This is a genomic window from Leadbetterella sp. DM7, assembly GCF_040829825.2.
Lineage (GTDB): Bacteria > Bacteroidota > Bacteroidia > Cytophagales > Spirosomataceae > Leadbetterella.
This window is the reverse complement of the sequence record NZ_JBFOLH020000023.1, coordinates 16,505-38,932: the sequence shown is the minus strand read 5'-3', so window position 1 is coordinate 38,932 and position 22,428 is coordinate 16,505. Positions and strand designations below refer to the sequence as shown.

The window sequence follows — 22,428 nt, the reverse complement described above, 5'->3', positions numbered from 1 at the left end:
AAACAAAATGCTTATTCTCTTTTTTCAAATGGAGAGTATAAAGAATAAAACTCTCTATATCCATTATACTTCCATCACTCACTATGTAATATGTATCCTCCATTTGCCAAATAATTTTGACAAAGATAATAATTAATCATAGTTAATCTAATTGTTACATTTTTTCTTTTTCCATAATTTATCCTTATCTTTACATGTCAGTATTTCTCAATAGTTTACAAATCGTACTAAGATGGAATTGAAATTAGTTAAGCTAATTGTTTGAAATACTGACTTTTTTATTTCAAGTAATTAACACATCCACACCCCACCCCATTATACACGCCCGTACCCACATTCAGTAATAAGTCAACAAACCTCCTTTCTCCCGTCACCTTTAACCTGAAATTCATCCAGCCACGTATCTGTGTTTCTTGGAGAGTGTCTGCTTTAATGGTTATTAAACGGGACTTAAACGCCCCCCTCATCGGTATCACTTCCATCATAAGCAAAGCTGCAGAAGCAGTAGAGGCATCATACGAGGTTTCAATCTTATTCCTCCAGTTAAAAATCAGGCTTTCAACGTAACGGGGATCGTCAGGCGACAGGAAATCATAATAGCCTTTATCATTTTTTAAGCCGGCTACGACAGGAGAAACCGGAGTGAGCTCCAGGCTCACCAATTCAGTTACCTTATATTTTTGAAGCGGGTTGGGAAGTGTCTCTACCGACTTTACCAGGAAACAGGCTTTGGATTTTTTGTCTGCAATTTCTACTATTTCCGATTGAAACAAGCCTTTGACAAAACTCTCCATGGCTAGGGGTAAGTGAAAAGCCACATCAAAGTAAAGCTCTCTCTTCAATAGACACATCCTGTCGCCATCAATACGAAAAGGTACATTGACCTGGCTGAAAGTAAAAAACTTAAATCCTTTTCCATAGCCGGTTTCGTGAAGGAAGCTCGCATATTCAGCGTTGCCTTTGGCCAATATACGATATATAACAGCAGATAAGGGGTAACTGTAATTTAGAGGTAAAACAGGGTCTCTGTCTTCCGAAACAAGTGTGATTCTGAAACGCATGGAGTACCGGGCGGTGGTTTATAATTCTTTGGGCCTATGTGTCTATCCTAAAGGTACTCAGGATATTCCGATATACCAAAAAATTATATAAAATTTTAATATTGAATAACCCGGTAAAAGCAGCCATACAAAGCACAGCCAGATGCTGAACAAAATCAGGCCCCTTTCTTTAAAAGCTGCAGGTATATAAAACAAAAAAAGCCGGGAAAACTCCCGGCTCAAATTTCTCACAGAATTCTAACTAAATCTTCTCTTCACCAGCGCCAGGAACTCTTTTACGTCCTCCCCCTGCAGGTTCCAGCTGTGCCTGCCGGCGTAGCGGGTTTCGAGCACGTCACGGGCCTGGTCAAAGGTGGTGCATTGCTCTACCTGGCTGAGGGCCTGCTCAAAACTGTTAAGGTCAGCACCAAAAAGTGAGTTCAGGAAAGCGAAGCGCTGGTTGAGCGTCATGCTACCCTTCAGCGAGTCTATCCGGCTGCGCTGGTGTACGTCAGCCAGGGAGTTACGCTCTTCGGTGCTGAGGCGGTCATTCAGGGTAGGGATGTTCAGCCCTTCAAAGATGCTTTTGGTTTCTTCCCGGATCACCACCCGGGTCTGCACCACTTCTGTTCTGACCGGGGTGGCCGTTACCGGCTCAGCCTGAACAGCCACCGGCTCAGCCACAAGCGCCGTTACCTCTTCTGCTACCGGGGTGCTTACATAGCGCACCTCTGCAGGGGCGGGCTCTTTTACAGGCACGGGCTCAGCAGGCAGTGCGGCTTCTGTTACGGGGGCAGCCACCGGCGCGGCCTCGGCCTTTACTTTATGTACAATGCGCTCAAAAGGCGACACCTCCGGCTCACGAAACTCTGAGGTGGGCCGGGGCGGGTTAGCCACCAGGCGCTCAAAGAAAGAGAGGTTATCGTTTTCAGGTTCTTTTACCGGTGGCTGAGCTTTGGGGGCTTCTGCTTCCAGGCCGGCCTCGCGGGCTATACGGTCAACCTCTGCGCTGAAGTCGTGCGTTTGGGTGCCCAGCAGGCGCTTCACTTCTTCAAGGGCCTGGTTGGCATAAATGAAGTCGCCCTGCACGGCTTTGCCCAGGTCACGGATCAGCCAGTCGTACTGCTTAAAAAACACCTGGTTTTTATGAAGCCACGGCCGGGTCAGCTTGAAGTCAGGCAGGTTACGGAAGTCAGCCACAAAAAAGGCTTCGGGCCTGAGGTAAAGCTCCAGGGTTTTGCGCACGGCGTTTTCAAGCAGCCCGGCGAAGTCTTCCTGCTTTACCAGGATATAACGCGAAAGCGTGTTCCGGAAGTCGGCAAAAGATTTCTGAACCTCAGGGGCATTAAAATCAAACCAGGGGCTTCTCAGGCGCCCGCTCTCTTCTTCCCAGCGGGAGAAGATCTCACGTAGCACAAAGTAATTGATCTGCGGAAAGGCGGTTGCCGAAACAATTTCCTCACCGCTGAGGGTGTCATTTTCTTGAAAGCACTTCTGCAGGTTTTTTTGGGTGAAAGCCGTAGAAATTTTTTCAATGTCGGTGGTATTCCACTTGTTGGCCATTGTTAAATTCTGTTTTTTTGTAAAAAATTCCCAGTCAAATTTACAAACTTGTTGATTTGACTGGTTACTATACCAACGAAAAAAGTTAAAGAATGTTTATTGAACCGGGAACGAAGCGCTCAAAAGAAAAGGGAACGGGCTGGATAGAGGTGATATCGGGTTCTATGTTTTCGGGAAAAACGGAAGAGCTGATCCGCCGGCTGAACCGGGCGCGGATAGCCAACCTGAACGTGGAGATCTTCAAACCGGGCATTGACGTGCGGTATGACGAAGAAGATATTGTATCGCACAACCGCAACTCTATCCGGTCTACACCGGTGAATATGGCAGAAGAAATTTTGCTGTACAGCGGCAACTGCGACGTGGTGGGCATTGACGAAGCCCAGTTTTTTGACGAAGCCCTGGTAGATGTGGTCAACAAGCTGGCCAATAACGGGAAACGGGTGATCCTGGCCGGCCTCGACATGGACTTTAACGGCCGGCCTTTCGGCCCCATGCCCCAGCTCATGGCCATAGCTGAATACGTCACCAAAGTGCACGCCATTTGTGTAAACTGCGGAAATATCGCCCATTACTCTTTCCGGAAGAGCGCCTCTGAAAACCAGATTCTGCTGGGTGAGCACGACGTATACGAAGCCCGCTGCCGCAGCTGTTTCCGGGAGGGAATTGACCATTGACCGTTTCAATGGCCGGTATTCAGCCGGGCCGGTATTCCAGCAAATCTCCCGGCTGGCAGTCAAGCGCACGGCACAGGGCCTCCAGGGTACTGAAACGCACCGCTTTTGCCTTGCCGGTTTTGAGTATAGACAGGTTAGAAAGTGTGATGTCTACTTTTTCAGAAAGCTCGTTCAGCGATATCTTCCGGCGGGCCATCATCACATCCAGGTTCACTACAATAGCCATAGGTTATACGGTTAATTCATTTTCTTCCTGGATCTCCACGCCCCGCTTCATCACCTGCGCTATCACAAACAGGATCACCGCCATCAGCAGCCACACATCGGCACCGTCAAGATGCAGCGCAGCGGTATCAGGCATGGGTACCCCCGCTGCAGTAAGCCAGCCCGAATACCGGAAACCGTAGTAACAAAAGAAGCCGATGCCCGCCGACAGGCAGGTAGCCGTAAGCATAAAGCGTACCAGCAAAACGGTAAACGGCTTTTCCATGCTCAGGGTGCCCGCAGTAAATAAACGTAAAATGACATAAAAGAGAATGGCTTTCAGTACCGAAGCAACAGAGGCTATCGAGGCCAGGGCAAGAAAATGCCCCCGGTCATAGGTGTAAAGGGCTGAAAGATCTGTTTTCTCCCAGAATTCAGCGGCCGCAGCCGGGTTAATGAAGGCTACAAAGAGCGTACTGAAGAGGGTGCCGCCGGCCTGTACACACAGCCCTATAAAAAGAATCCATGTAAGAACCTGCAGTACGGTCAGGATCTGCCGGGTAGTAATTTTGATTTCCATCAGGTATTTAGGTTTGTTTTCGTACAGCAAACATAGATCATATTTATTGAAAAACAATAAATATATTTCGATTTTTAAAAAATATTAGCTGATTATCATTTTTACCCCGCAGTATACGCCCGGAGAGGCACAAAAAAAAGGACCCGCGGGTGCGGGTCCTGGATGCTTATTCTAACCTGGATAAAATGTTTAATCCAATTTAAGGCTTTCAATAAACCGGTTCAGGCTTTCTTTGGTTTCACCGGTCTTTTTCTGGATACGCCCGAGCAGCTCATCTTCTTTTCCTTCTTCGTACAGCAGCTCGTCATCTGTAAGGTTCGCCCATTTTTGCTTGAGGCTGCCTTTGATCATGTTCCAGTTTCCTTTCAGCTTATCATTCAGTGTGTTCATGATTTTTGGTGTTTACGTGAAAAAATTGATTTAATAAGTGGACCTCTACTGCATATATAACTTTCTTTTATAATGTAAGTACGTATATAAATAACGATATATTCTACCCCAATATTGCCCTAAAGTGAAAAACCCTGCGTCAGGCCCTCACTTCTTTGCGCATAAAAAGAGAATACGCCAGCGCAAAGCACAGGGCAGTGGCGGCCAGCAGCCCGGTAACCTGGGGCCATACAATCATCAGGCTGTCTGTGAACGAAAGCGGCGACGGGATAGCCCCTGCCATCTGCTCCATAGACAGCGCTCCGAGGCTCCTGACCGACGGCATGAGCAGCGTAGTGGCGGCGTCAGTATACAGCTGCCCCGGATCAAGCCGCAGCAGCGACAGCAGCAGGCGGTTGTAGCTCATGACCTGTTCAGGCAGCAGGTACCCGTCAGGAACCAGGGCTTTGACCACCACATTGACCAGTATAGGATAAAACACCGTAAAAAAGAGCCAGATACCAATGGCCACCAGCGCAGACGTAGCCACATTTCTGAACCGTACCGACAGCGCGATGGCCAGGCTCAGCCAAAAGCCGATATACACCACGTTCAGCACCACGAAAGTCAGGATACGCAATACCTCAGCCGGTTCAGGCTTTACGCCGGTAAAGATCATACCGCCGCCAATCATCAGCAGCACCAGGCTCAGGAAGAGCACCCCGGTTACCAGCAGCGCCCCGCAGAATTTAGCCAGCAGCAGGTTATCGCGGTAAACGGGCTGGGCCAGCAGGCGCACCAGCGTACGGTTATTGTACTCCGAGTTAATGGCGTCAAAACCCAGGGCTATGCCCAGCAGTGGCCCCAGGAAGCTCAGGAAAGTATGAAACGTGGGCAGCGTGCCGTCAGAAAGAGTCAGCAGCTTCAGAAATACGAAGTTCCGGTCAGGATCTGCCGGAGCCTGCCGGATATGGCTCATGGAGATATAGAGCGTACCGGCAAAAACCAGTACCACCAGCAACAGCATCACCAGGAACCGGCGGCTCCGGATGTGGTCAGCCACTTCTTTTTTTACCATCACACCAAAAGGTGTGGCATGTGCGGCAGCAAATGTTTGAGATAACAGGTGTATATTTTTCATAAGATGTCAGTTTTGGGTAGGGAGTTCCGGGTAGGAAGTTCCGAGTAGAGAGTTCCGAGTAATGAGTTCCGAGTAGAGAGTTCCGGGTAGGGAGTTTTATTGGCTCAGGTGCTCAAAATAACGCTGGTAGATTTCGTCGAGCCCGTATTGCTTGCGGTGCACACCCGTCACCCCCAGCCCTTTACCTACCAGCAGCCGCACCACATCAGGGGTGATATCACTGCTGCATGACAGGCTCATGCTGTTTTCACCCGCCTCCACAGCGCTGATATTTTCCATGCTGCGCAGCTCCTGCAGCAGGGTGCCCCATTCACTTTCAGGCTCTCTCAGGCTGATCACAATCTCAAATGACTCCGTACCGAAGAGCTCACGGGCCAGGGTTTCAAGAGTGCCGGCGGCCAGGAGCTTCCCGCCTACAAAAATCCCGACGCGGTCACATACCTGCTGCACCTGGTGAAGGTGGTGTGACGAGAGCAGCACCGTTATGCCTTTCTGCCGGCTGAGCTGCCTGATCAATGCCAGGAAATCACGTATACCGGCCGGGTCAATGCCCAGGGTGGGTTCATCCATGATGATCACTTCAGGCTCACGAAGCAGCACATCTGCCAGGCCCAGCCGCTGCTTCATGCCCCGCGAGTAAGCCGAGGTCTTCTTGTGCAGCTCATTTTCAAGCCCTACCAGCGCCAGGGTCTGCCGGGCCCGGGTTTCGGCTTCCCTGTCAGAAAGGCCGTTCAGCCGCCCTATATACATGAGGTTTTCAAGGGCGCTCATGTCGTCGTAAAAACCCAGGGTGTCAGGCATGTAAGCTACGCGGCGCTTAACGGCTATAGGATCATGCGAGGCGGGAATACCGCAAACCATGGCCTTACCGGCTGTAGGCTCTGAAAGGCCCAGCATCATCAGGATAGTTGTGGTTTTACCGGCTCCGTTAGGCCCGAGCAGGCCAAAGACCTCCCCTTTCCTGATCTGCAGGCTCAGGTTGTCTACAGCCTTTACGGAACCGTAGTATTTTGTCAATCCTTCCAGTTCTATGACCGTATTTTCCATAAGATTATCTTCTGCCGTACTTTCGAATAAGGTTATACACCAGCCCCACGGCCAGCAAAATCACCAGCAGCCCTATCCAGCCGGAGAGCAGCGAGGTCTTCACCGTCATCCGGAAAGAGGTATTGGCATTCGCATAATTGTTTCTCACGGTAAAGGTGGTGAGATAGTCACCGGCTATGGTCTTATCGGGCACGCTCAGGGTAACGTTTACCTGGCGGGTTTGCCCCGGATCAAGCCGGTCTATTTTGGAGGGTTCAAACGCCGCCTTCCACTGCGGGGGCGACTGCGCGGTCATTTCGAGGTCATTCAGCGGCAGGGTTCCGCTGTTTTGCACGGTAAGTACCAGCTGCCGGCTGCGGCCTTCGGTAACCTCATCGCTCAGGCGGCCGTCAGGAGTGGAAAGCTGCACCTCGTAGTTGCCTTTTACAACGGCCTCAAGGGTGAGCCGGAGCGTCTCGGTACCGGATGCCGCCGTTACCGGGATCGTAAATTTACCCGGCCGGGTCATGGGCGAAGCCAGGATCTCGATGTCTACATCGCGGCTCTTGCCGGCCTCCATCTTCAGCGCGGTCAGCTGGCTGCCCTCGGCACGGAATACCGCCATCCAGCCGGCAGGAAGCTCAGCTTTAAACTCAAAAACCTGCTCTGTGGCAGCGCCGTTATGCAGGGTAGCACTGAACCGGAAAGGATTTTTCACTTCCGACTCAAGGTTCATCAGCCGGGCTGTAAATTCAGAGCCCGGCGCAGCAGATACACCCGGGGAAGCCCCCAGGAAGATCAGGAAAAGGGGCACAAAAAGCCCCGCCGATAAAATTGATTTGAATTTGGATAATGGTGCTAACATAAGATTAATAAATTAGGTATTCATTAATAAAATAATAGCAAAACGAAATACTTACAACGTAGGATGTTTGCGGCGCAAATATAAAAAAGCAGGAAAAAATGAAGCAAGAGCCAATTGTTAAAAAATGTTATTTTTTAAAGGCTGCACCCGTATTTCAGGCTCGTTGGGGTGCAGCCTCTCCCGGAGAAGGCCGGGCCCCGGCAAATAAATTATTTGAACAGCACTTTGATCATCTGCCCGGCCACAAAGGCATTCCCCTTTTCATTCAGGTGCACGCGGTCTGTGGTGAGGATACCTTTTTCTGCGTTTTCCGGGTTATTCTTCCGGTCATACTCCAGGAACTCCCTCCGCAGGTCTACCAGGTCAAGGCCGTGCTTTTGGGCCAGGTTCCGTACAATTCCGGCATAATAGTTCAGGTCGCCGTCCTGCGGATTGGAGGCATCGGTACGCTCCCCGATCACCGAAGGAGTAGCCAGCACCACCCGGATATTTTTTGCCTTCAGCCTTTCAATCATTCGCTCATAAAAGCGGGTAAACCGGTCTACATCGGTGCCCGTTCCGGCACTTTGCTTATGCCAGACGTCATTGATACCAATGTAAAACACCACCACATCGGGCTTCAGCTCCAGCATTTCCTCGAAACGGAAGTACAGATCGTAAATCTTGTTGCCGCTGATACCGGCACCGATGGCCTCATACTGACCGGGGTACTTCTGGGCAATGTATTGCTGTATGACAGACACATAACCTTTGGGCTGAACACCGGCCTGGGTAATGGAGTCTCCGAAAAAGACAATTTTAACGGGGTCTTTCGCTTTCCATGCGAAAAGAGCAAAGCTCAGTAAAAGAAGATATCTCATAGGTAAGGTTTTTTGTGCAATATACGAACTATGCAGAAATACCGTCAAGCCCGATGGCCGAATTGCCTGCCCGCCGGCAGAAGCCACCTGCCCTTCAGCACCCGCCTGGGCGAAACAATTCATTTCATAAACTTTATTTAAAGCTGAAAAATACTTTCCTTTGTAAAATAATTCGTGCTTTAATACTGTTATTTACCCAAGTAAAATACTTACATAAAAATTATGCTCCTGAACCTTTTACTGCAAGTTACCGACTCTACGGCAATTGCTGCTCCTGTGGAAATCAACTATTTTTCGCTGTTATTAAAGGGTGGTTTTGTTGTATATCCTATCCTGTTCCTGCTTCTGATCACCATTTACCTGGGTTTTGAACGGTATTTCTTCATCAAGAGTGCTTCCCAGATGGATTCGGGCTTTCTTCGTTCCCTGAAAGATAACCTGGTGCGCGGTGATGTACGCGCTGCGGCCTCACTGGCCCGCGGCACCAACAAGCCCATCTCCCGGATCCTCGAAAAAGGCATTAACCGGGTGGGTAAGCCGGTAAAAGATATTGAAAGCGCCATGGAAATCCAGTCTAACCTGGAAGTATCCAAAATGGAAAAAAACATGGGTTACCTGGGGCTTATAGCGGGGGTGGCGCCCACCCTTGGTTTCGTAGGTACCATTTCAGGGATCATCCGGATTTTTTACGAGATCTCTACCACCGGTAATTTCACCATTGAAACCATCTCCAACGGCCTCTACGAAAAGATGATCGCCTCATTTTCAGGCCTGATCGTGGGGCTGATTGCCTACTCCCTGTACCACGGTATTAACATGATGATCGATAAGTTTTCCATTCATCTGCAAAGTACCGTAATGGACTTCTTTGACACGCTAAATGAACCTACCCGCTAATGAAACTCAAGAGGCAAAGAAGATTTCATGCGGAAGTACAGACCGCGTCATTGAACGACATCATGTTTTTCCTGCTGTTGTTCTTTCTGATTGTTTCCACCCTGGGCAGCCCCAACGTGATCCGCCTGATGCTGCCCAAAACCAGCGAATCAACCAACGAGGTCAGCAAGCAGCCTGTAACCCTGTCTATCACAGATGACAAGCGCTATTTCATAGACCGGAAACAGGTGAATTTCCCCGAACTGGAAACCGCTGTTCTGGAAGCTACCGCCGGCATGGAAGAGCCTACCGTGGTGCTCCGGGCGGCTGAGTCGCTGACCATCCAGGACCTGGTAGATGTAATGGCCATTGGCGCCCGGCTGAAAGTCAGGATGGTGCTGGCCACAGATTTGAAATAATTCAGCTATGAGAAAAGCTTTCTTTCCGGGATCATTCGATCCTTTCACCAAAGGCCATGCCGATATCGTTCACCGGGGCCTTAAGCTCTTTGACGAGATCATTATCGGCATTGGCACCAACTCCGTCAAGCAACGTTATTTTGCGATCCCGGAAATAGAGGAAGCCATACAACGCGCTTTCCGGGGAAACGAACGGGTGAAAATAGTGCATTATGATGACCTGACGGCGCTGGTAGCAGAACAATACGGAGCCCGGTTTATTATCCGTGGGCTACGGAATACCACCGATTTCGAATATGAAAACACCATTTCACAGGTAAACCGTCAGATCTGCGACGGGCTCGAAACCGTTTTCCTGATCACTTCGCCGCAGTTTGCGCCTATCAGCTCTACCATTGTGCGTGAATTGCATAAGTACGGCGCAGATATCAGTTCGTATATCCCGTAGAAGATTTCATCCTGTTTTTCTGAGGAATGCTTCGCAAAACGGGTCAGCCCTCCTAAAGCTTAACCAGCGGCAGCGAATGCCCCCCCACCCGCAGGAAATACCGGCCGGCGGGCAGTTCTTTCAGGGAGATCTCTGTTTCTTCCGTACTTATAAGCCGGCTGTTCAATACCCGGCCTTCAGCATCCAGGAGAAAATAATGCATTTCCGAATCCGGGGTAAAACGGTTAACCTTTAATTGCACCCGGTCTGTTCCCGGGTTAGGAAAGAGGGCAAATGAGCCGGTGACATACTGGTATTCGCGTTCAAATTCGTAAAAATTCAGGGCCCAGCCCATCTGGAACAGGATGGCCAGGATACCGTCTCCCGGATAATGGTACCGCATGCCCCTGCTAAGCGAGGGTAGCATGAGCCTGTCGCGGCTATCGGCCTGCGGAGACGGGTTTTCAGCCACGTGCGAGAGGCTGGCACCCGCAGAAAAGGGGTTTCCCGTGTACAGCGGGGGCCTTTGAAAACTGTAAAACCCCGAATCTACCCGGAAAAAAATGCTCTCCTCAGTCACTTCTTTCAAAAGATCTTCTGAATCATTGGTATAGAACCGGTTATTCACCAGGCTGTTTCCGTTCCGGTCTACCATATACCGGTCATAAATAAGGGGGAGGTTGCTGATGCCCCATTTTACCCGGGTGGTGCCGCTCATCTCAAAAGAGCTCATAAAGCCTATGCCGTGGGCTATTTCGTGAATAATCACAGAAAGCATATCATAATTGCGGAAATCCTGCGGGCCGTCGTAATCCAGGCTCCAGTTGGCATCCTTATTGATTTTCAATATAATATCGGGATTCTCACTGTTAATTCTTTCTCCCGTAATGGCATTGGCCAGCGCAGACGGGTACCATACGTCACGTAAAGGGGCGTACTTAAAATTCTTGTATACCCGGTCAGAACCTGCTGTAGCCAGGGTACCCGAATTCATGGATTGCCAGTACACGTGGATATGAATGGGCACCTGGCTGATAAGTATTTTATCCCACACCTCAAAGGCGGCCTCCACCACCACCTTCACCGAGTCAGGCACGTTAAAATAATCCGGAACAAACCTGGCAGAGGGGCTCTCATTCATGCGAAGGTGACGTAGCGGCAGCTCTTCAGCAGAAGCCCCGGCAAAAGGATGCCCCGGGCACGAAATCATCACCCCGGGCGCAGACTCCTGAGCCTCCAGCCGGAAAATCGCGGCTACCCATAAAACAAAAACAAGCCTGCCGAACATTCCTGATTTTTTCACCAATATAAAGACGAAATTAAATAAAACAAGGCATTGGTTTACATTTCCGCCCGTTTTTCGTAGCGGCTTGCCAAATAAAGTCAACGGGCTTACAACGTCACAGGCAGACCTGATTTACCCAGGCAACCCAACAAATTTTTCTTCTGTAACCAAAGTAACTGTAGCGCGGGGAGCAGCTTCAGAAATTTGCATCTGTAAAAAAAGACATCCCGTTTGTTCAATGAAAGAACTATCCTTATTTACCCTTTTCAGCTTCCTGCTTATCGGAGCAAGGGCACAAACCGTTAGCCTGAAAAAAGAAGAAGCCGTAAAACAGGCTATGGCACAAAACAGCCAGGTGCAACTGGCAGCGAATGACATTAAAATTGCGGAAGCAAAATACAGGCAGACCGATGCGGTTTTTCTCCCGAGAATCCATCTCGACTACACCGCTATGGTGACCAATAACCCCTTGAACGCTTTCGGGTTTAAATTACAGCAACAAGGCATATCTCAAAGTGATTTTGCACCGGCTTTACTGAATAACCCGGATGCCACCCGCGACTTCAGCACCAAAGCAACCTGGATACAGCCTGTTTTCAATGCCGATATGCTGGCCATGCGTAAAGCTGCCCTCCGGCAAATAACCGTCGCAGAATTCAAAAAGCAACGTACGGCAGACTATCTCCGTTTGGCCACCGAAACAGCCTATTACCAGTTGCAAATGGCCTATGAAATGCATGCCGTTTCCAAAGAAGCCCTGAATACACTTCAGGCCACCTACAAATGGATGAAAGACCGGTATGACCAGGGTTATGTACAAAAATCTGACCTGCTGAATGTAGAAGTGCAGGTAAAGGCAATAGAAACGCAAATAGCCACGGCAGAGGCTGCAACAGCAGAACATTCAGACAACCTGAGTGTGCTGATGGGTAAGCCCATAGGTACCGTTTACCAGGCAGACAGCCTGCAAATGGAATATAACGCGGCATACCCGGCTGCATCTGTTCCGGCCGCAAGAGCCGATTACCAGGCCATGGAAACGGCCATTGCAGCTTATGATGACATGATAAAAAGCACAAAACGCAGCAGGATACCCAAAATAAACGGCTTTGGCTCTTTCCAGTTCAATGATAAAAACATGTTGGGCATGGGCAGCAATGCGTACCTGGCCGGCCTGCAGCTGACCTGGAACATCTTCCAGGGCAATGAAGTTCATAACCAGCTGAATACCAAAAAACTGGAACAGAACCAGGTGGCGCTGCAGCTGACTAACCAGCGGGAGCAGGACGCCAAAGAGCTGGCCAAAGCGCAACAGCAGCTTAAAAATGCCGGTTATCAGCTGGTTCAGTACAAAACAGCTGTGGCACAGGCAGAAGAGGCCCTGTCTATACTGGAAAACCGCTTCAGGCAGGGGCTTGTGGCTACTACCGATGTTTTACAGGCGCATACCCAGCTTGCGCAACAGAAATTGTATTATAAGCAGGCCGTAGCCCTGCATAACGGTACACTGGCTTACATCCGCTTTCTCACAGCGCAATAAGCTCCATTTATTACCATACTCCTGCATGATTCATCTGAAGATCAGCTGAATCATCAGAGGCTTTATATGACCATTTAAAAGTAAAAAATAAACAGATGAAATTACAGAATCTATTTTTTATCATTTCCGCAGGCAGTATCCTATTCTCCTGTGGCAGTAAAGAAGATAACCGGGAAACCGGGAAAAACCTGAACGAAGCCGTGCCCGTAACCGTAGCCAAAGCCGGCTTTTCAGAGGCTGGCGGGTCAATTTCTATCAGCGGGCAGCTGGCGTCTGAACATTCAGCGGCTATCAGCACCCGCATAATGGGATATATCACCCGGATGAATGTAAAAATTGGCGATCCTGTTCGTGCCGGACAGCTGCTTTTTACGGTACAATCTGCCGATATCCAGGCCAAAAGCGGGCAGGTCAGCGCTCATATAGCTGCTGCTGACGCGGCATTGGCCAATGCCAAAAAAGATTATGAGCGCTTCACCCTGTTGCATCAGCAAAACAGTGCTACCGATAAGGAGCTCGAAAATATAACCCTCCAATACCAGGCCGCCGAAGCACAGGCCCGGGCCGCCAGGCAAATGCGCAACGAAGTCAATGCTAATATGGCGTATGCCAATGTAACAGCACCCTTTACCGGCACCATTACCCAAAAATTAATGGACGCCGGCAACCTTGCAAGCCCCGGCATGCCCGTATTGATGCTGGAAAGCAACGGCACCTTACAGGCTGTGGCCACCGTAACCGAAGACCAGGTAAACTATATCCGCTCAGGCCTGCCTGTGTCTGTTATTACAGATGCAGGCAGCAAATCTGTCAACGGCACGATCAGCCAGGTCAGCCGGTCTTCTGTAGGTACAGGAGGGCAATACCTCCTACGGGTAAACCTGAACAACAGCGATGAGCTTCTCTCCGGCATGTATGTGCACATTCGTATTCCTGTTAGCGGAAATGCCAAAAATAACTTCCCGGAATCGGTCTGGATACCGCAGGAGAGTCTTGTGCAGCAAGGCGACCTGACGGGTATCTATACCGTGGGCGCCCATAATACCGCAACGCTTCGCTGGCTACGTACAGGAAGGACCGCAGGGTCTCAGGTAGAAATATTATCAGGCCTTGCTGCAGGAGAAGAATATATCAGCAAAGCTTCCGGCCGCCTGTGGAACGGCGCGAAAGTAAAGCTATAACACCCCGGTTAAATTAGTAAAGATAAACAATTGACTTTTGCAGTTCAGCTGCGAGACAAATAACGCTTAAATAGAGGTAAACAATGGAAAACGGATTTTCGGGAAGGATAGCCAAAGCTTTTATCCGCTCAAAGCTCACGATATTACTGATGATGGCCGGACTGCTGCTTGGCATCTACAGCGTCTGGATGATCCCCAGCGAGGAGGAACCCCAGATAAAAGTACCCATGGTAGATGTTTTCATCGGCTATCCCGGTGCTTCTCCTAAAGAAGTGGAAAGCCGGGTGGCAGCCCCTATGGAAAAAATCATTTCCAATATTCGGGGAGTAGAACATGTATACTCTACTTCCATGAACGGGCAGGCAATGATGATTGTGCAGTTTACGGTAGGCGAAGATATTGAACGCTCACAGGTAAAGCTGTATAGCGAGCTCCTTAAAAACATGGACAAAATGCCTGCCGGAACAACCATGCCCCTGCTGAAGCTGCGCGGTATAGATGATGTGCCGGTATTTACACTTACCCTCTGGAGCGAAGCATACAGCGGTGCACAACTGCGGGAAATAGCCAACCAGGTAAGCTCTGAGCTTAAAAAAATTCCGGATGTATCTTCTGTAAATGTTACGGGAGGGCGTAGTAAGGAGATACAAGTGCTGCTGGATAAAGAAAAAATGGCTGCCCTCCATGTAGATATCGCCTCCGTTCAGCAGATGATCCAGGCACAGAATATCCAGATGCCTGCCGGTACTTTACGCATGCAGGATACGGCTTTTGTGATCCGGACCGGCAATTTTTTATCGGCAGCAGAAGATGTTGAAAATCTCATAACCGGAACCAACGGTATGCAGCCTGTCTTTCTGAAGCAGTTTGCCCGGGTAAGTTCAGGATATGAAACACCCTCCAGCTATGTAAGCTTCGGATACGGGAAGGCAATGGCCGAAGAGCAAAAAAGGTTCCCCGCCAGCTACCCGGCGGTAACCCTGTCTTTTTGTAAAAAGTCAGGAGCTGATGCCATGGCGCTCACCCGGCTTATCGAGACCCGGCTGGAAAGTCTGCAGACTACTTTAATTCCATCAGATGTACATACCACCATTACCCGAAACAACGGCGAGTCTGCTTCTGACAAGGTAGCCGAGTTATTACTTCACCTGGCTATTGCCATTGTGGCCGTAACGGTTTTTGTGATGCTGGCCATGGGATGGCGGGGAGGCATGGTGGTTTTCCTGTCTGTTCCGGTAACATTTGCGCTTACCCTCATGGCCTACTATTTTTTAGGCTACACCTTAAACCGCATTACACTTTTTGCCCTGGTTTTTATTGTAGGTATTGTAGTAGATGACTCGATCATCATTGCTGAAAATATGCACAGGCACTTCCGGATGAAAAAACTGCCTTTTTTGCAGGCGGCCATTTTCTCCATAAATGAAGTAGGCAACCCCACCATCCTGGCCACCTTTACCGTGGTTGCCGCCGTGCTGCCCATGGCCTTTGTCAGCGGCATGATGGGACCTTACATGAGCCCTATGCCGGTAGGAGCCGCCATTGCCATGATGCTCTCTTTGCTGGTGGCGCTTACGCTTACCCCCTACCTGGGGTATATTTTCCTGAAAGAAAAAAGCCATGCGCCGGCTAAGAAGCCAACCGTGCTGCAGCAAACCCCTATTTACCGGGTATATAACAAAGTAATACAGCCCATGCTGGAAAGCCGTTTGTACCGCTGGAGCTTTATGCTGGGTACCGTGGTTATCCTGCTGGCTACTTTCCTGCTGTTTTATACCAAAGCCGTGGGCGTTAAAATGCTCCCTTTTGACAATAAAAACGAGTTCCAGGTAGTGATAGATATGCCGGAAGGCACCACGCTGGAAAGAACACAGGCATTGACGGCCGAAATTGGCAACTACCTTTCCCGTCAGCCCATGGTACGCAATTACCAGGCGTATGCAGGCACGGCATCTCCTATTACCTTCAGCGGGCTGGTAAGGCACTACGATCTGCGCCGGGGAGATAACGTAGCCGATATACAGGTAAACCTGGAAGATAAAAAAAACCGGTCTGTACAGAGTCATGCCATAACCCGCCAGATGCGCGGGCCTGTGCAGCAAATAGGGGCAAAATACGGCGCTACGATTTCGTTGGTTGAAATTTCACCGGGTCCTCCGGTCCGCTCCACGCTTGTAGCCGAAATTTACGGGCCTGATGAACAGGAACAAATCAGGGTTGCAGAGCAGGTAAAGGAAATGTTACGGAATACGGCAGATGTGGTAGACCTTGACTGGAGCCTTGAAGCCCCTCAGCCCGAATACCGGTTTGTAGTAGACAAAGAAAAAGCCATGCGGAACGGCATAGCCCCTGCACAGGTAGCTATGGCAGTCCATGCGCTCGTATCGGGCACATCTGCCGGTATATTGCACCAACCCGATGCTTACGAACCTTTGCAGATAAAGCTGCAGGTAGCAGAAGCCGACAAACATAACGTACAGGCATTGAACAATCTTCCTGTAAAAGGGCAGGCGGGTAATATAGTGCCGTTGGGTACGGTGGGCCATTGGGAAAGGGCCGTTCTTCCGCAAAGCATTAACAGGAAAGACCAGAAACGGGTGGTCTACGTCCTGGCCGACATGGCCGGAAAGCTGGAAAGCCCCGTATACGCTATATCTGCCGTATCCGATCAGCTAAAACAGGTAAAATTGCCGAAAGGGTATTCCATTCATGAAGCATATACCCGCCCGCCGGAAACAGAAGATAACTATACCGTAAAGTGGGATGGGGAGTGGCAGATCACATACGAAGTATTCCGTGACCTGGGAGCCGCTTTTGGCATCGTGCTGCTTTTAATTTATATACTGATCGTGGGCTGGTTCCAGGATTTTAAAGTACCCGTTATCATGCTGGCGGCCATTCCCCTATCGTTAATCGGTATCATGCTGGGGCACTGGGCCATGGGCGCCTATTTCACGGCCACGTCTATGATAGGCTTTATTGCGCTGGCCGGTGTAATGGTGCGCAATTCCATCCTGCTCATTGATTTCATTGATATCCGGTTAAAGGAGGGCGAAACCCTCAAGCAAGCCATTATCGAAGCGGGGGCAGTACGTACAATGCCCATCCTGCTCACCGCCGGTGCCGTTGTATTAGGTGCGGTGATCATATTGACTGATCCGGTATTCCAGGGGCTGGCCATCTCGCTCATAGGCGGTACGCTCACCTCTACTTTCCTTACGCTTATTGTAGTGCCTCTGCTTTATTATAAAATGCTGAAGAAGAAATATAAGGAGTAGACCCTGCCGGTAGCATTGAATACGAAGCAGGAGGTACAAGAAAACAGGTTGTTCACCATTTAATTTAAAAATATGAAGCTATTGATAGTTACAGCTATCCGGGAGTGTTATAAAACGGCAGATGCCGTATTCGACCGTAACGGTATTAAGAAATACAGCCTGGTCAATGTTAACGGGGTAGGTAATAACGAAATGCCCGATTATACCGGTAACTGGTTCGGGCATACATCCATGAAAGACGAGTTTTTTGACTCTGTAATGATGTTCTGTTTCACAGACGATGACACCGCCCGGAAAACCCTGGCAGACCTTAAAGCTTATAACGAAACCAGCCAGCCGGAGTTTCCGGTAAGAGCATTGATTTTACCTGTAGAAGAAAATATCTGACTTGCTGTATGAACATGAAAAGAGAACATATTATCCGTATGATTGCAGGGATATTGGTATTGACCGGGGCTCTGCTATCGCATTATTTGCACCCCAACTGGATCTGGTTATGTGTTTTTGTGGGGGGAAACCTGTTACAGTCTTCTTTAACACAATGGTGCCCCCTGGAAAAAATATTAGAAGCCAGTGGAATGGGAAAATAGGTTTCAGCCAAAATACAGGGCAATATAAGAGCGCGGGGTCTCGAGATCACCCCGTACTCTTACCGGGTAAAAATGGAGATTGCAGGCAAATGCCTGATAACAGGCTTGCGTTTTACAAATAACAAGAGGCTTCTGTAAATCAGAAACATTTATGATTCGAAAGAACTCCTTCCGAAGTGCATATCTTTATTCACTTACGAAAGCAGGATCACTTAGTGTCCTGATAAAGGCGATAATATCCTGCTTTTCGGCTTCGGTCAACGCTATCCTGTTCCCGTTTTCTTTCAGGAAAGGATCGAGGTTATCTGCATACAGAACACCTTTGTCAAAATAGTCCAGCACTGCCTTTAAAGTAGGAAACTGCCCGAAGCTCCCATACGGGGCCGTGTATTCGGCATTCCGGAGAGAAGGCACCCGGAAGCTCAGATAGTCTGCAAGGTCACCGGTTACGCGGGCCCGACCGGCTTCGTTGGGATCGGGGTTTACAGGAAAGCCCACATTCCGGAAACTCTGATCGGTAAACAACTCCGTACTATGGCAACCGGCGCATTTTTGCTGGAAGATCTGGTACCCCCTTGCTTCACTTCCGGTAAATGCCTCCCCTTCATTCCGTCTGACTTTATCATATTTACTGTTGGCCGAAATGAGGGTGTAGGCAAACTGGGCTATGCTTCTGTAGATTCTTTCCGGCGTAATGGCTTCATCACCGAATGTTTTTCTGAATAAGTCCCTGTATTCAGGCTCATCACTGATCTTTCTAATGACTTCCAGAATAGAAGAATCCATTTCCTCATGTGTGATGATGGGTACCAGCGGCTGTTTTTCCAGCTGAAGGATATTTCCGTCCCAGTTATAAAACCTCATAAACGCCATATTCTGAATGGGTGGAGTATTGCGAAGCCCCATCCGGCCGTAAATGCCTGTTGCCCGGGCATGGGTATCGGCAAAAGCATGCGACCGGGTGTGACAGCTGGCACAGGAAATGGTATTATCGGCACTGAATTTCTTTTCATGAAAGAGCTTTTCACCTAACTCCACGCCGTATTTTGTGGGTCTGTTCGTAGTTACAGAAGGGTTTAATGCCGGAAAACCCGCCGGGATATTTTGAGGAAGTTCAGGATTGTCAACGGGTTCCACATCTCCCTGCCGGCTACAGGAAAGCAACACGGATAAAACAGCCGTTATTACCAATACTTTTTTCATGATCAGGTCAGCATAAAAAGCCGCCGGAGATGCCCCGGCGGCTCTGTAATCTGTTAGTTTTCCACACGTTCAATGGAAAACATCCCGCTGATATCACTGGTGCCGTTTCCGCCCAGGTTATCCACAAACTTCACCATCTGAACGGCCGTGTGAATATTGGGGGTGGCATTGTCAGACATCCCGGTTCCGGATGTCAGCTTAATGGTATGGGTCTTCCCGCTCAGCAGCTTGTCAAAATCGGCTTTAATCGTGATTTTGGGAGCATTCCTACCCACCGAAGCCAGGCTCTCCAGGTCCAGGACAATATCGCGGTAAGCATCCACGCCCTGGGTATAGGCCCCCTCGGTTCCCTGTACGGTACTTCCCGTATGAACTGACATCTCCTGGTTGTCTGCACCGTAAAAACCCTCCAGTTTTGTAAAACGGTAACCGGAGCCCCACTCCCACATCATCTGGGTATCATTGGTTCCGGCTTCGGCATAGAATTTCGGGAACTTCGCCTGGTCCAGCGTGTTCAACTCTGGCTTAATGCCCAGTCCGAACTTTATCTGCCTGTATTCCCCGGCCGGAATATTGCTTAACACGTAATCAAAGGTTTGCGGCCTGGAATGATCTACTACCGTTGCCCCTTTATCCAGGTCATTGATCTGGTAAGGAAATTCGCTTCCGTCTGCTTTGATAAGCCGGATATTGCTGATAACGTACTTAAGCTCTGAAAAACGATGGGCCTGTCCTTCCGCAGAAGTGTTGACCGTGGCTGAGGCAGAAGCAGCATTGCCCAGAACGATCGTGGTATTTTTAAACGTGTTGTTGAAATGCAGCGTGATGTTATTGGCCGCCGGGATGTTGTCATTCTCGCACGACACCAGTGCCAGCAAAGCAGCAAACAGGGAAAAATATTTTGTTAAAGATTTCATTTTACTAGTTTTATTGAATTAATATTTCCGATCATTTAGAACTTACGCACCCGGTAACCGGAGGAGGCACCGGGGTTTCCAGGCCGGGCTCTTTGTAAAAATCTTCTTTAAGCCCGGGTATTTCATTTTGTACCTCAATTGTTGGTGTTTTTAATCCTGATTCAGTAGCTAAAGAAGGAAAAGTATCAATCCACGGATATATAACCACCGAAGCCGACTCCGGGTTTTCACCGGTTTTCTGCAGTTGTTTTTTCAAAAAACAGGTTCCGTGACACTGAAGCTCAGGCCTGTTTTTATTGATACAGAATCTTCGTTCTATCGTTTCCCGGTTGAGCGTAAAGTGCACATAGATCAGTGCCTGCTGAAACCCGATCAGCAGAGATAATGTGATCCATATTGCACTACAAGCCGCTTTCATGTCTTACAGGCTGAATTTCAGTGAAGTGAAAATGTTTCGTCCCATCCGGGGGATATTTCCCCAGTCGGCATACGTGCTGTACCAGGCATCCAGCAGGTTTTCTGCCCCCAGCTGTACAACCGTTCTGACGTTTTTGAGGCGGAAGCTATAATCTGCTGATGCATTCCATACCCAATAATCAGCGGTCTGGTCTTCCCCGTATTCAGGGCTGTAATTTTTCTGGGTAAAATCACCGTTGACCGACGTCCGGAAGCTCATATTCCTATGCATAAAATGAAGCGAGCTCTGGTAGCTTACCGGGCGGATAAACGGCAGGTTGCCTCCCCTGTTGTCAGTGGCCCGGGCATAGGTGAGTGTTCCCTTCCAGTGTAAGTGCGGCAGGATATCGTAGCGGGCATTCATGACCACATTGAAAATCCGGGCGTGATCCAGGGAAGTATACCCCTTTACACCCACCGACTGGTAGTTCATGGGGCTTCCCAGGCTCAGAATCCTCCCGATAATATAGTTCCGGATATAGAAATAATTGACCCTGGCTTCAATAGCCGCCTTCCCGGTTTTAAAACCTGCGCCGGCATTGACTTCATAAGAAATTTCGTTTTTCAGGGCGGGATCGCCGATGTAATCGTAGCGATCAAAACTGTTGTAAATGTAATATCCGTATGCCTCTGAAACCGAAGGTGCCCTGTGGCCATACCCGGTTCCTGCAGAAAAATCAAAATGACCTGTACTGAGCTGGTAAGCAGCGTGCAGGGCGGGCAGCATCCGGGATTTTTCACGGGGGGCACCGGGGTGAAAGATCCGGTTGAACTCTGCATACCTTGAAAAATTATAGTTATAGCCCAGAGATCCCCCGAAATTCAGCCGGCTTTGTGCGGAAATGTCCCACGAATTATTCATGGCTATACTTGCAAATTGCGTGGTCACCCAGGGCCAGCTGTAAGCAAACATAGTTCGCTGGCTGCGGTCTTGCGGATACATACGCATCTCTGCAATGGATAAATTGCTGTAGGCGTTCAGCTGAATTTCAGAATGGATACGGCCTGCTATTGCATTTGCACCCGAAACCAGGCCGTAGGTGGTGCTCCATCCCGGCATATCCATGTGTACAAGGTTTTCAGGGCGTTTAGTATCATCCATATAATGCTCTACGGCATTAAAATACAGTTTGGTATCCCATACCCGGATCAGCCCGTTTTCTGACAGCTGCTTGTAGGAGGCCGAGGTGATGAGCGCTCGTGAAAGCCACAGATCCATGGGAAGCGCCGGGAAGCCCACATCTTTTGCCACATCAAAGATAGCATCTACTCTCACCGATGATAGGGGCCGGGTCTTGTAGGCCAGTCCCAGGGAACTATTGAATTTATTATACTGCGAATGGTTCACTTCTGCCCGGTTTCCATCGGTATAGTTACCCGCCTTGCGGAAAGAAACGCTCCCGTCAGCCACAAACCGCTGGCCGGAATATGAAACGTTACCCAGATTGAAAAACTGCTTGTTATTAAACTCCAACCCCGTCTGGTAAGCTCCCCGCCATTTGTTTTCAGAGCTGAAGGGCGTACTCTTCCTTTTCAGATCAATGCTTCCGGCCACCGTAGCCCCGTGCAGGCTGCCCTCCTGGCCTGATTTGATGTCAATTGCAGAAAGATTATTGCTTTCCACATACGAAGTAACGGGGTCCATTTTATCGGTACACGCACCGAAAATATGCATGCCGTCAATGGTAATGACCGAACGCTCGGTACTCATGTTATTCAGCAGCGGCTCCCAGGCATAAGCCCCCCGTTTAATAAAACTGATCTGATCGGAAGAGGCCAGGAACTCATCTACCGTAACCGCCATTTTCATTTCCGTTTCAATCTTCTTTTTCGCCCTGGCCATGATGGTTACTTCTTTAAGTGCTATGGTGCTGTCCTGGGCGTTGGCATTTATTCCAAGAAATAAAAATCCGATTATTAATTTTTTCATG

23 protein-coding genes are annotated in these 22,428 nt (G+C 49.3%); 9 read left to right on the top strand and 14 right to left on the bottom strand.

Annotated features, from left to right (window positions below):
- Positions 1–278 precede the first annotated feature (278 nt).
- Together AB2U10_RS18370 and AB2U10_RS18365 are read right to left on the bottom strand one after the other, a co-directional pair.
- Positions 279–1,061 carry a CRISPR-associated endoribonuclease Cas6 gene (locus AB2U10_RS18370; protein WP_367916508.1) on the bottom strand — a complete coding sequence of 261 codons (783 nt, stop codon included), beginning with the start codon at positions 1,059–1,061 and terminating at the stop codon, positions 279–281.
- Positions 1,062–1,298: 237 nt separating this feature from the next.
- On the bottom strand, positions 1,299–2,603 hold the full coding sequence (locus AB2U10_RS18365; protein WP_367916507.1) for a DUF8457 domain-containing protein: 1,305 nt from the start codon (positions 2,601–2,603) through the stop codon (positions 1,299–1,301).
- Between the two features lie 92 nt (positions 2,604–2,695).
- Between AB2U10_RS18365 and AB2U10_RS18360 the strand changes: the two genes are divergently transcribed.
- Positions 2,696–3,280 (top strand): thymidine kinase, encoded by a 585-nt coding sequence (locus tag AB2U10_RS18360; RefSeq protein WP_367916506.1) that lies wholly within the window; start codon positions 2,696–2,698, stop codon positions 3,278–3,280.
- Positions 3,281–3,299: 19 nt separating this feature from the next.
- Here AB2U10_RS18360 and AB2U10_RS18355 read toward each other — a convergent pair whose 3' ends face one another.
- The 7 genes from AB2U10_RS18355 to AB2U10_RS18325 all read right to left on the bottom strand — a co-directional run bounded on the left by AB2U10_RS18355 (position 3,300) and on the right by AB2U10_RS18325 (position 8,325).
- Entirely contained in the window at positions 3,300–3,506 is a 207-nt protein-coding gene (locus AB2U10_RS18355; protein ID WP_367916505.1) for a helix-turn-helix domain-containing protein, read from the bottom strand.
- A 3-nt stretch (positions 3,507–3,509) separates the two neighbouring features.
- A complete protein-coding gene (locus tag AB2U10_RS18350) occupies positions 3,510–4,064 on the bottom strand; it encodes a DUF2975 domain-containing protein (protein WP_367916504.1) in 555 nt (184 codons plus the stop codon).
- Positions 4,065–4,253: 189 nt separating this feature from the next.
- Positions 4,254–4,454 carry a CsbD family protein gene (locus AB2U10_RS18345; protein ID WP_367916503.1) on the bottom strand — a complete coding sequence of 67 codons (201 nt, stop codon included), beginning with the start codon at positions 4,452–4,454 and terminating at the stop codon, positions 4,254–4,256.
- A 139-nt stretch (positions 4,455–4,593) separates the two neighbouring features.
- A complete protein-coding gene (locus AB2U10_RS18340; RefSeq protein WP_367916502.1) occupies positions 4,594–5,574 on the bottom strand; it encodes an ABC transporter permease in 981 nt (326 codons plus the stop codon).
- Between the two features lie 96 nt (positions 5,575–5,670).
- On the bottom strand, positions 5,671–6,621 hold the full coding sequence (locus tag AB2U10_RS18335; protein ID WP_367916501.1) for an ABC transporter ATP-binding protein: 951 nt from the start codon (positions 6,619–6,621) through the stop codon (positions 5,671–5,673).
- 4 nt (positions 6,622–6,625) lie between these two features.
- Positions 6,626–7,465: a COG1470 family protein gene (locus AB2U10_RS18330; RefSeq protein ID WP_367916500.1), complete on the bottom strand. Its 840-nt coding sequence runs from the start codon at positions 7,463–7,465 to the stop codon at positions 6,626–6,628.
- A 209-nt stretch (positions 7,466–7,674) separates the two neighbouring features.
- Complete coding sequence (locus AB2U10_RS18325; RefSeq protein ID WP_367916499.1) at positions 7,675–8,325, bottom strand: SGNH/GDSL hydrolase family protein; 651 nt, start codon at positions 8,323–8,325, stop codon at positions 7,675–7,677.
- A gap of 222 nt (positions 8,326–8,547) precedes the next feature.
- Here AB2U10_RS18325 and AB2U10_RS18320 point away from each other — a divergent pair, with 222 nt between their 5' ends.
- Genes AB2U10_RS18320 through coaD form a run of 3 tightly spaced genes read left to right on the top strand, consistent with a single transcriptional unit; the run spans position 8,548 to position 10,068 of the window.
- Positions 8,548–9,222, top strand: coding sequence for a MotA/TolQ/ExbB proton channel family protein (locus AB2U10_RS18320; protein ID WP_367916498.1), 675 nt, complete (start codon positions 8,548–8,550; stop codon positions 9,220–9,222).
- A complete protein-coding gene (locus AB2U10_RS18315) occupies positions 9,222–9,620 on the top strand; it encodes an ExbD/TolR family protein (protein WP_367916497.1) in 399 nt (132 codons plus the stop codon). Before AB2U10_RS18320 ends, AB2U10_RS18315 begins: the two co-directional genes overlap by 1 nt.
- Before the next feature lie 7 nt (positions 9,621–9,627).
- A complete protein-coding gene (coaD, locus tag AB2U10_RS18310) occupies positions 9,628–10,068 on the top strand; it encodes a pantetheine-phosphate adenylyltransferase (protein ID WP_367916496.1) in 441 nt (146 codons plus the stop codon).
- A gap of 52 nt (positions 10,069–10,120) precedes the next feature.
- On the opposite strand, the gene AB2U10_RS18305 is transcribed toward coaD, so the two are convergent.
- The gene (locus tag AB2U10_RS18305) at positions 10,121–11,335 is read right to left on the bottom strand and encodes a T9SS type A sorting domain-containing protein (protein WP_367916495.1); all 1,215 of its coding nucleotides are present in this window, start codon (positions 11,333–11,335) and stop codon (positions 10,121–10,123) included.
- 235 nt (positions 11,336–11,570) lie between these two features.
- Between AB2U10_RS18305 and AB2U10_RS18300 the strand changes: the two genes are divergently transcribed.
- From AB2U10_RS18300 to AB2U10_RS18280, 5 genes are all read left to right on the top strand, one after another.
- A complete protein-coding gene (locus tag AB2U10_RS18300) occupies positions 11,571–12,872 on the top strand; it encodes a TolC family protein (protein ID WP_367916494.1) in 1,302 nt (433 codons plus the stop codon).
- Positions 12,873–12,967: 95 nt separating this feature from the next.
- Positions 12,968–14,053 carry an efflux RND transporter periplasmic adaptor subunit gene (locus AB2U10_RS18295; protein ID WP_367916493.1) on the top strand — a complete coding sequence of 362 codons (1,086 nt, stop codon included), beginning with the start codon at positions 12,968–12,970 and terminating at the stop codon, positions 14,051–14,053.
- An 83-nt stretch (positions 14,054–14,136) separates the two neighbouring features.
- Positions 14,137–17,331, top strand: a complete 3,195-nt coding sequence (locus AB2U10_RS18290) for an efflux RND transporter permease subunit (RefSeq protein ID WP_367916492.1) — start codon at positions 14,137–14,139, stop codon at positions 17,329–17,331.
- Between the two features lie 72 nt (positions 17,332–17,403).
- On the top strand, positions 17,404–17,718 hold the full coding sequence (locus AB2U10_RS18285) for a hypothetical protein (protein ID WP_367916491.1): 315 nt from the start codon (positions 17,404–17,406) through the stop codon (positions 17,716–17,718).
- A gap of 8 nt (positions 17,719–17,726) precedes the next feature.
- Positions 17,727–17,921 carry a YgaP family membrane protein gene (locus AB2U10_RS18280; protein ID WP_367916490.1) on the top strand — a complete coding sequence of 65 codons (195 nt, stop codon included), beginning with the start codon at positions 17,727–17,729 and terminating at the stop codon, positions 17,919–17,921.
- A 186-nt stretch (positions 17,922–18,107) separates the two neighbouring features.
- Here AB2U10_RS18280 and AB2U10_RS18275 read toward each other — a convergent pair whose 3' ends face one another.
- The 4 genes from AB2U10_RS18275 to AB2U10_RS18260 are packed head-to-tail and all read right to left on the bottom strand — an operon-like array spanning position 18,108 to position 22,427.
- A complete protein-coding gene (locus AB2U10_RS18275) occupies positions 18,108–19,124 on the bottom strand; it encodes a cytochrome-c peroxidase (RefSeq protein ID WP_367916489.1) in 1,017 nt (338 codons plus the stop codon).
- Between the two features lie 53 nt (positions 19,125–19,177).
- Positions 19,178–20,041, bottom strand: a complete 864-nt coding sequence (locus tag AB2U10_RS18270; RefSeq protein ID WP_367916488.1) for an MbnP family protein — start codon at positions 20,039–20,041, stop codon at positions 19,178–19,180.
- A gap of 31 nt (positions 20,042–20,072) precedes the next feature.
- Complete coding sequence (locus tag AB2U10_RS18265) at positions 20,073–20,459, bottom strand: hypothetical protein (RefSeq protein WP_367916487.1); 387 nt, start codon at positions 20,457–20,459, stop codon at positions 20,073–20,075.
- 3 nt (positions 20,460–20,462) lie between these two features.
- Positions 20,463–22,427, bottom strand: coding sequence for a TonB-dependent receptor plug domain-containing protein (locus AB2U10_RS18260; RefSeq protein WP_367916486.1), 1,965 nt, complete (start codon positions 22,425–22,427; stop codon positions 20,463–20,465).
- Between the last annotated feature and the right edge of the window lies 1 nt (position 22,428).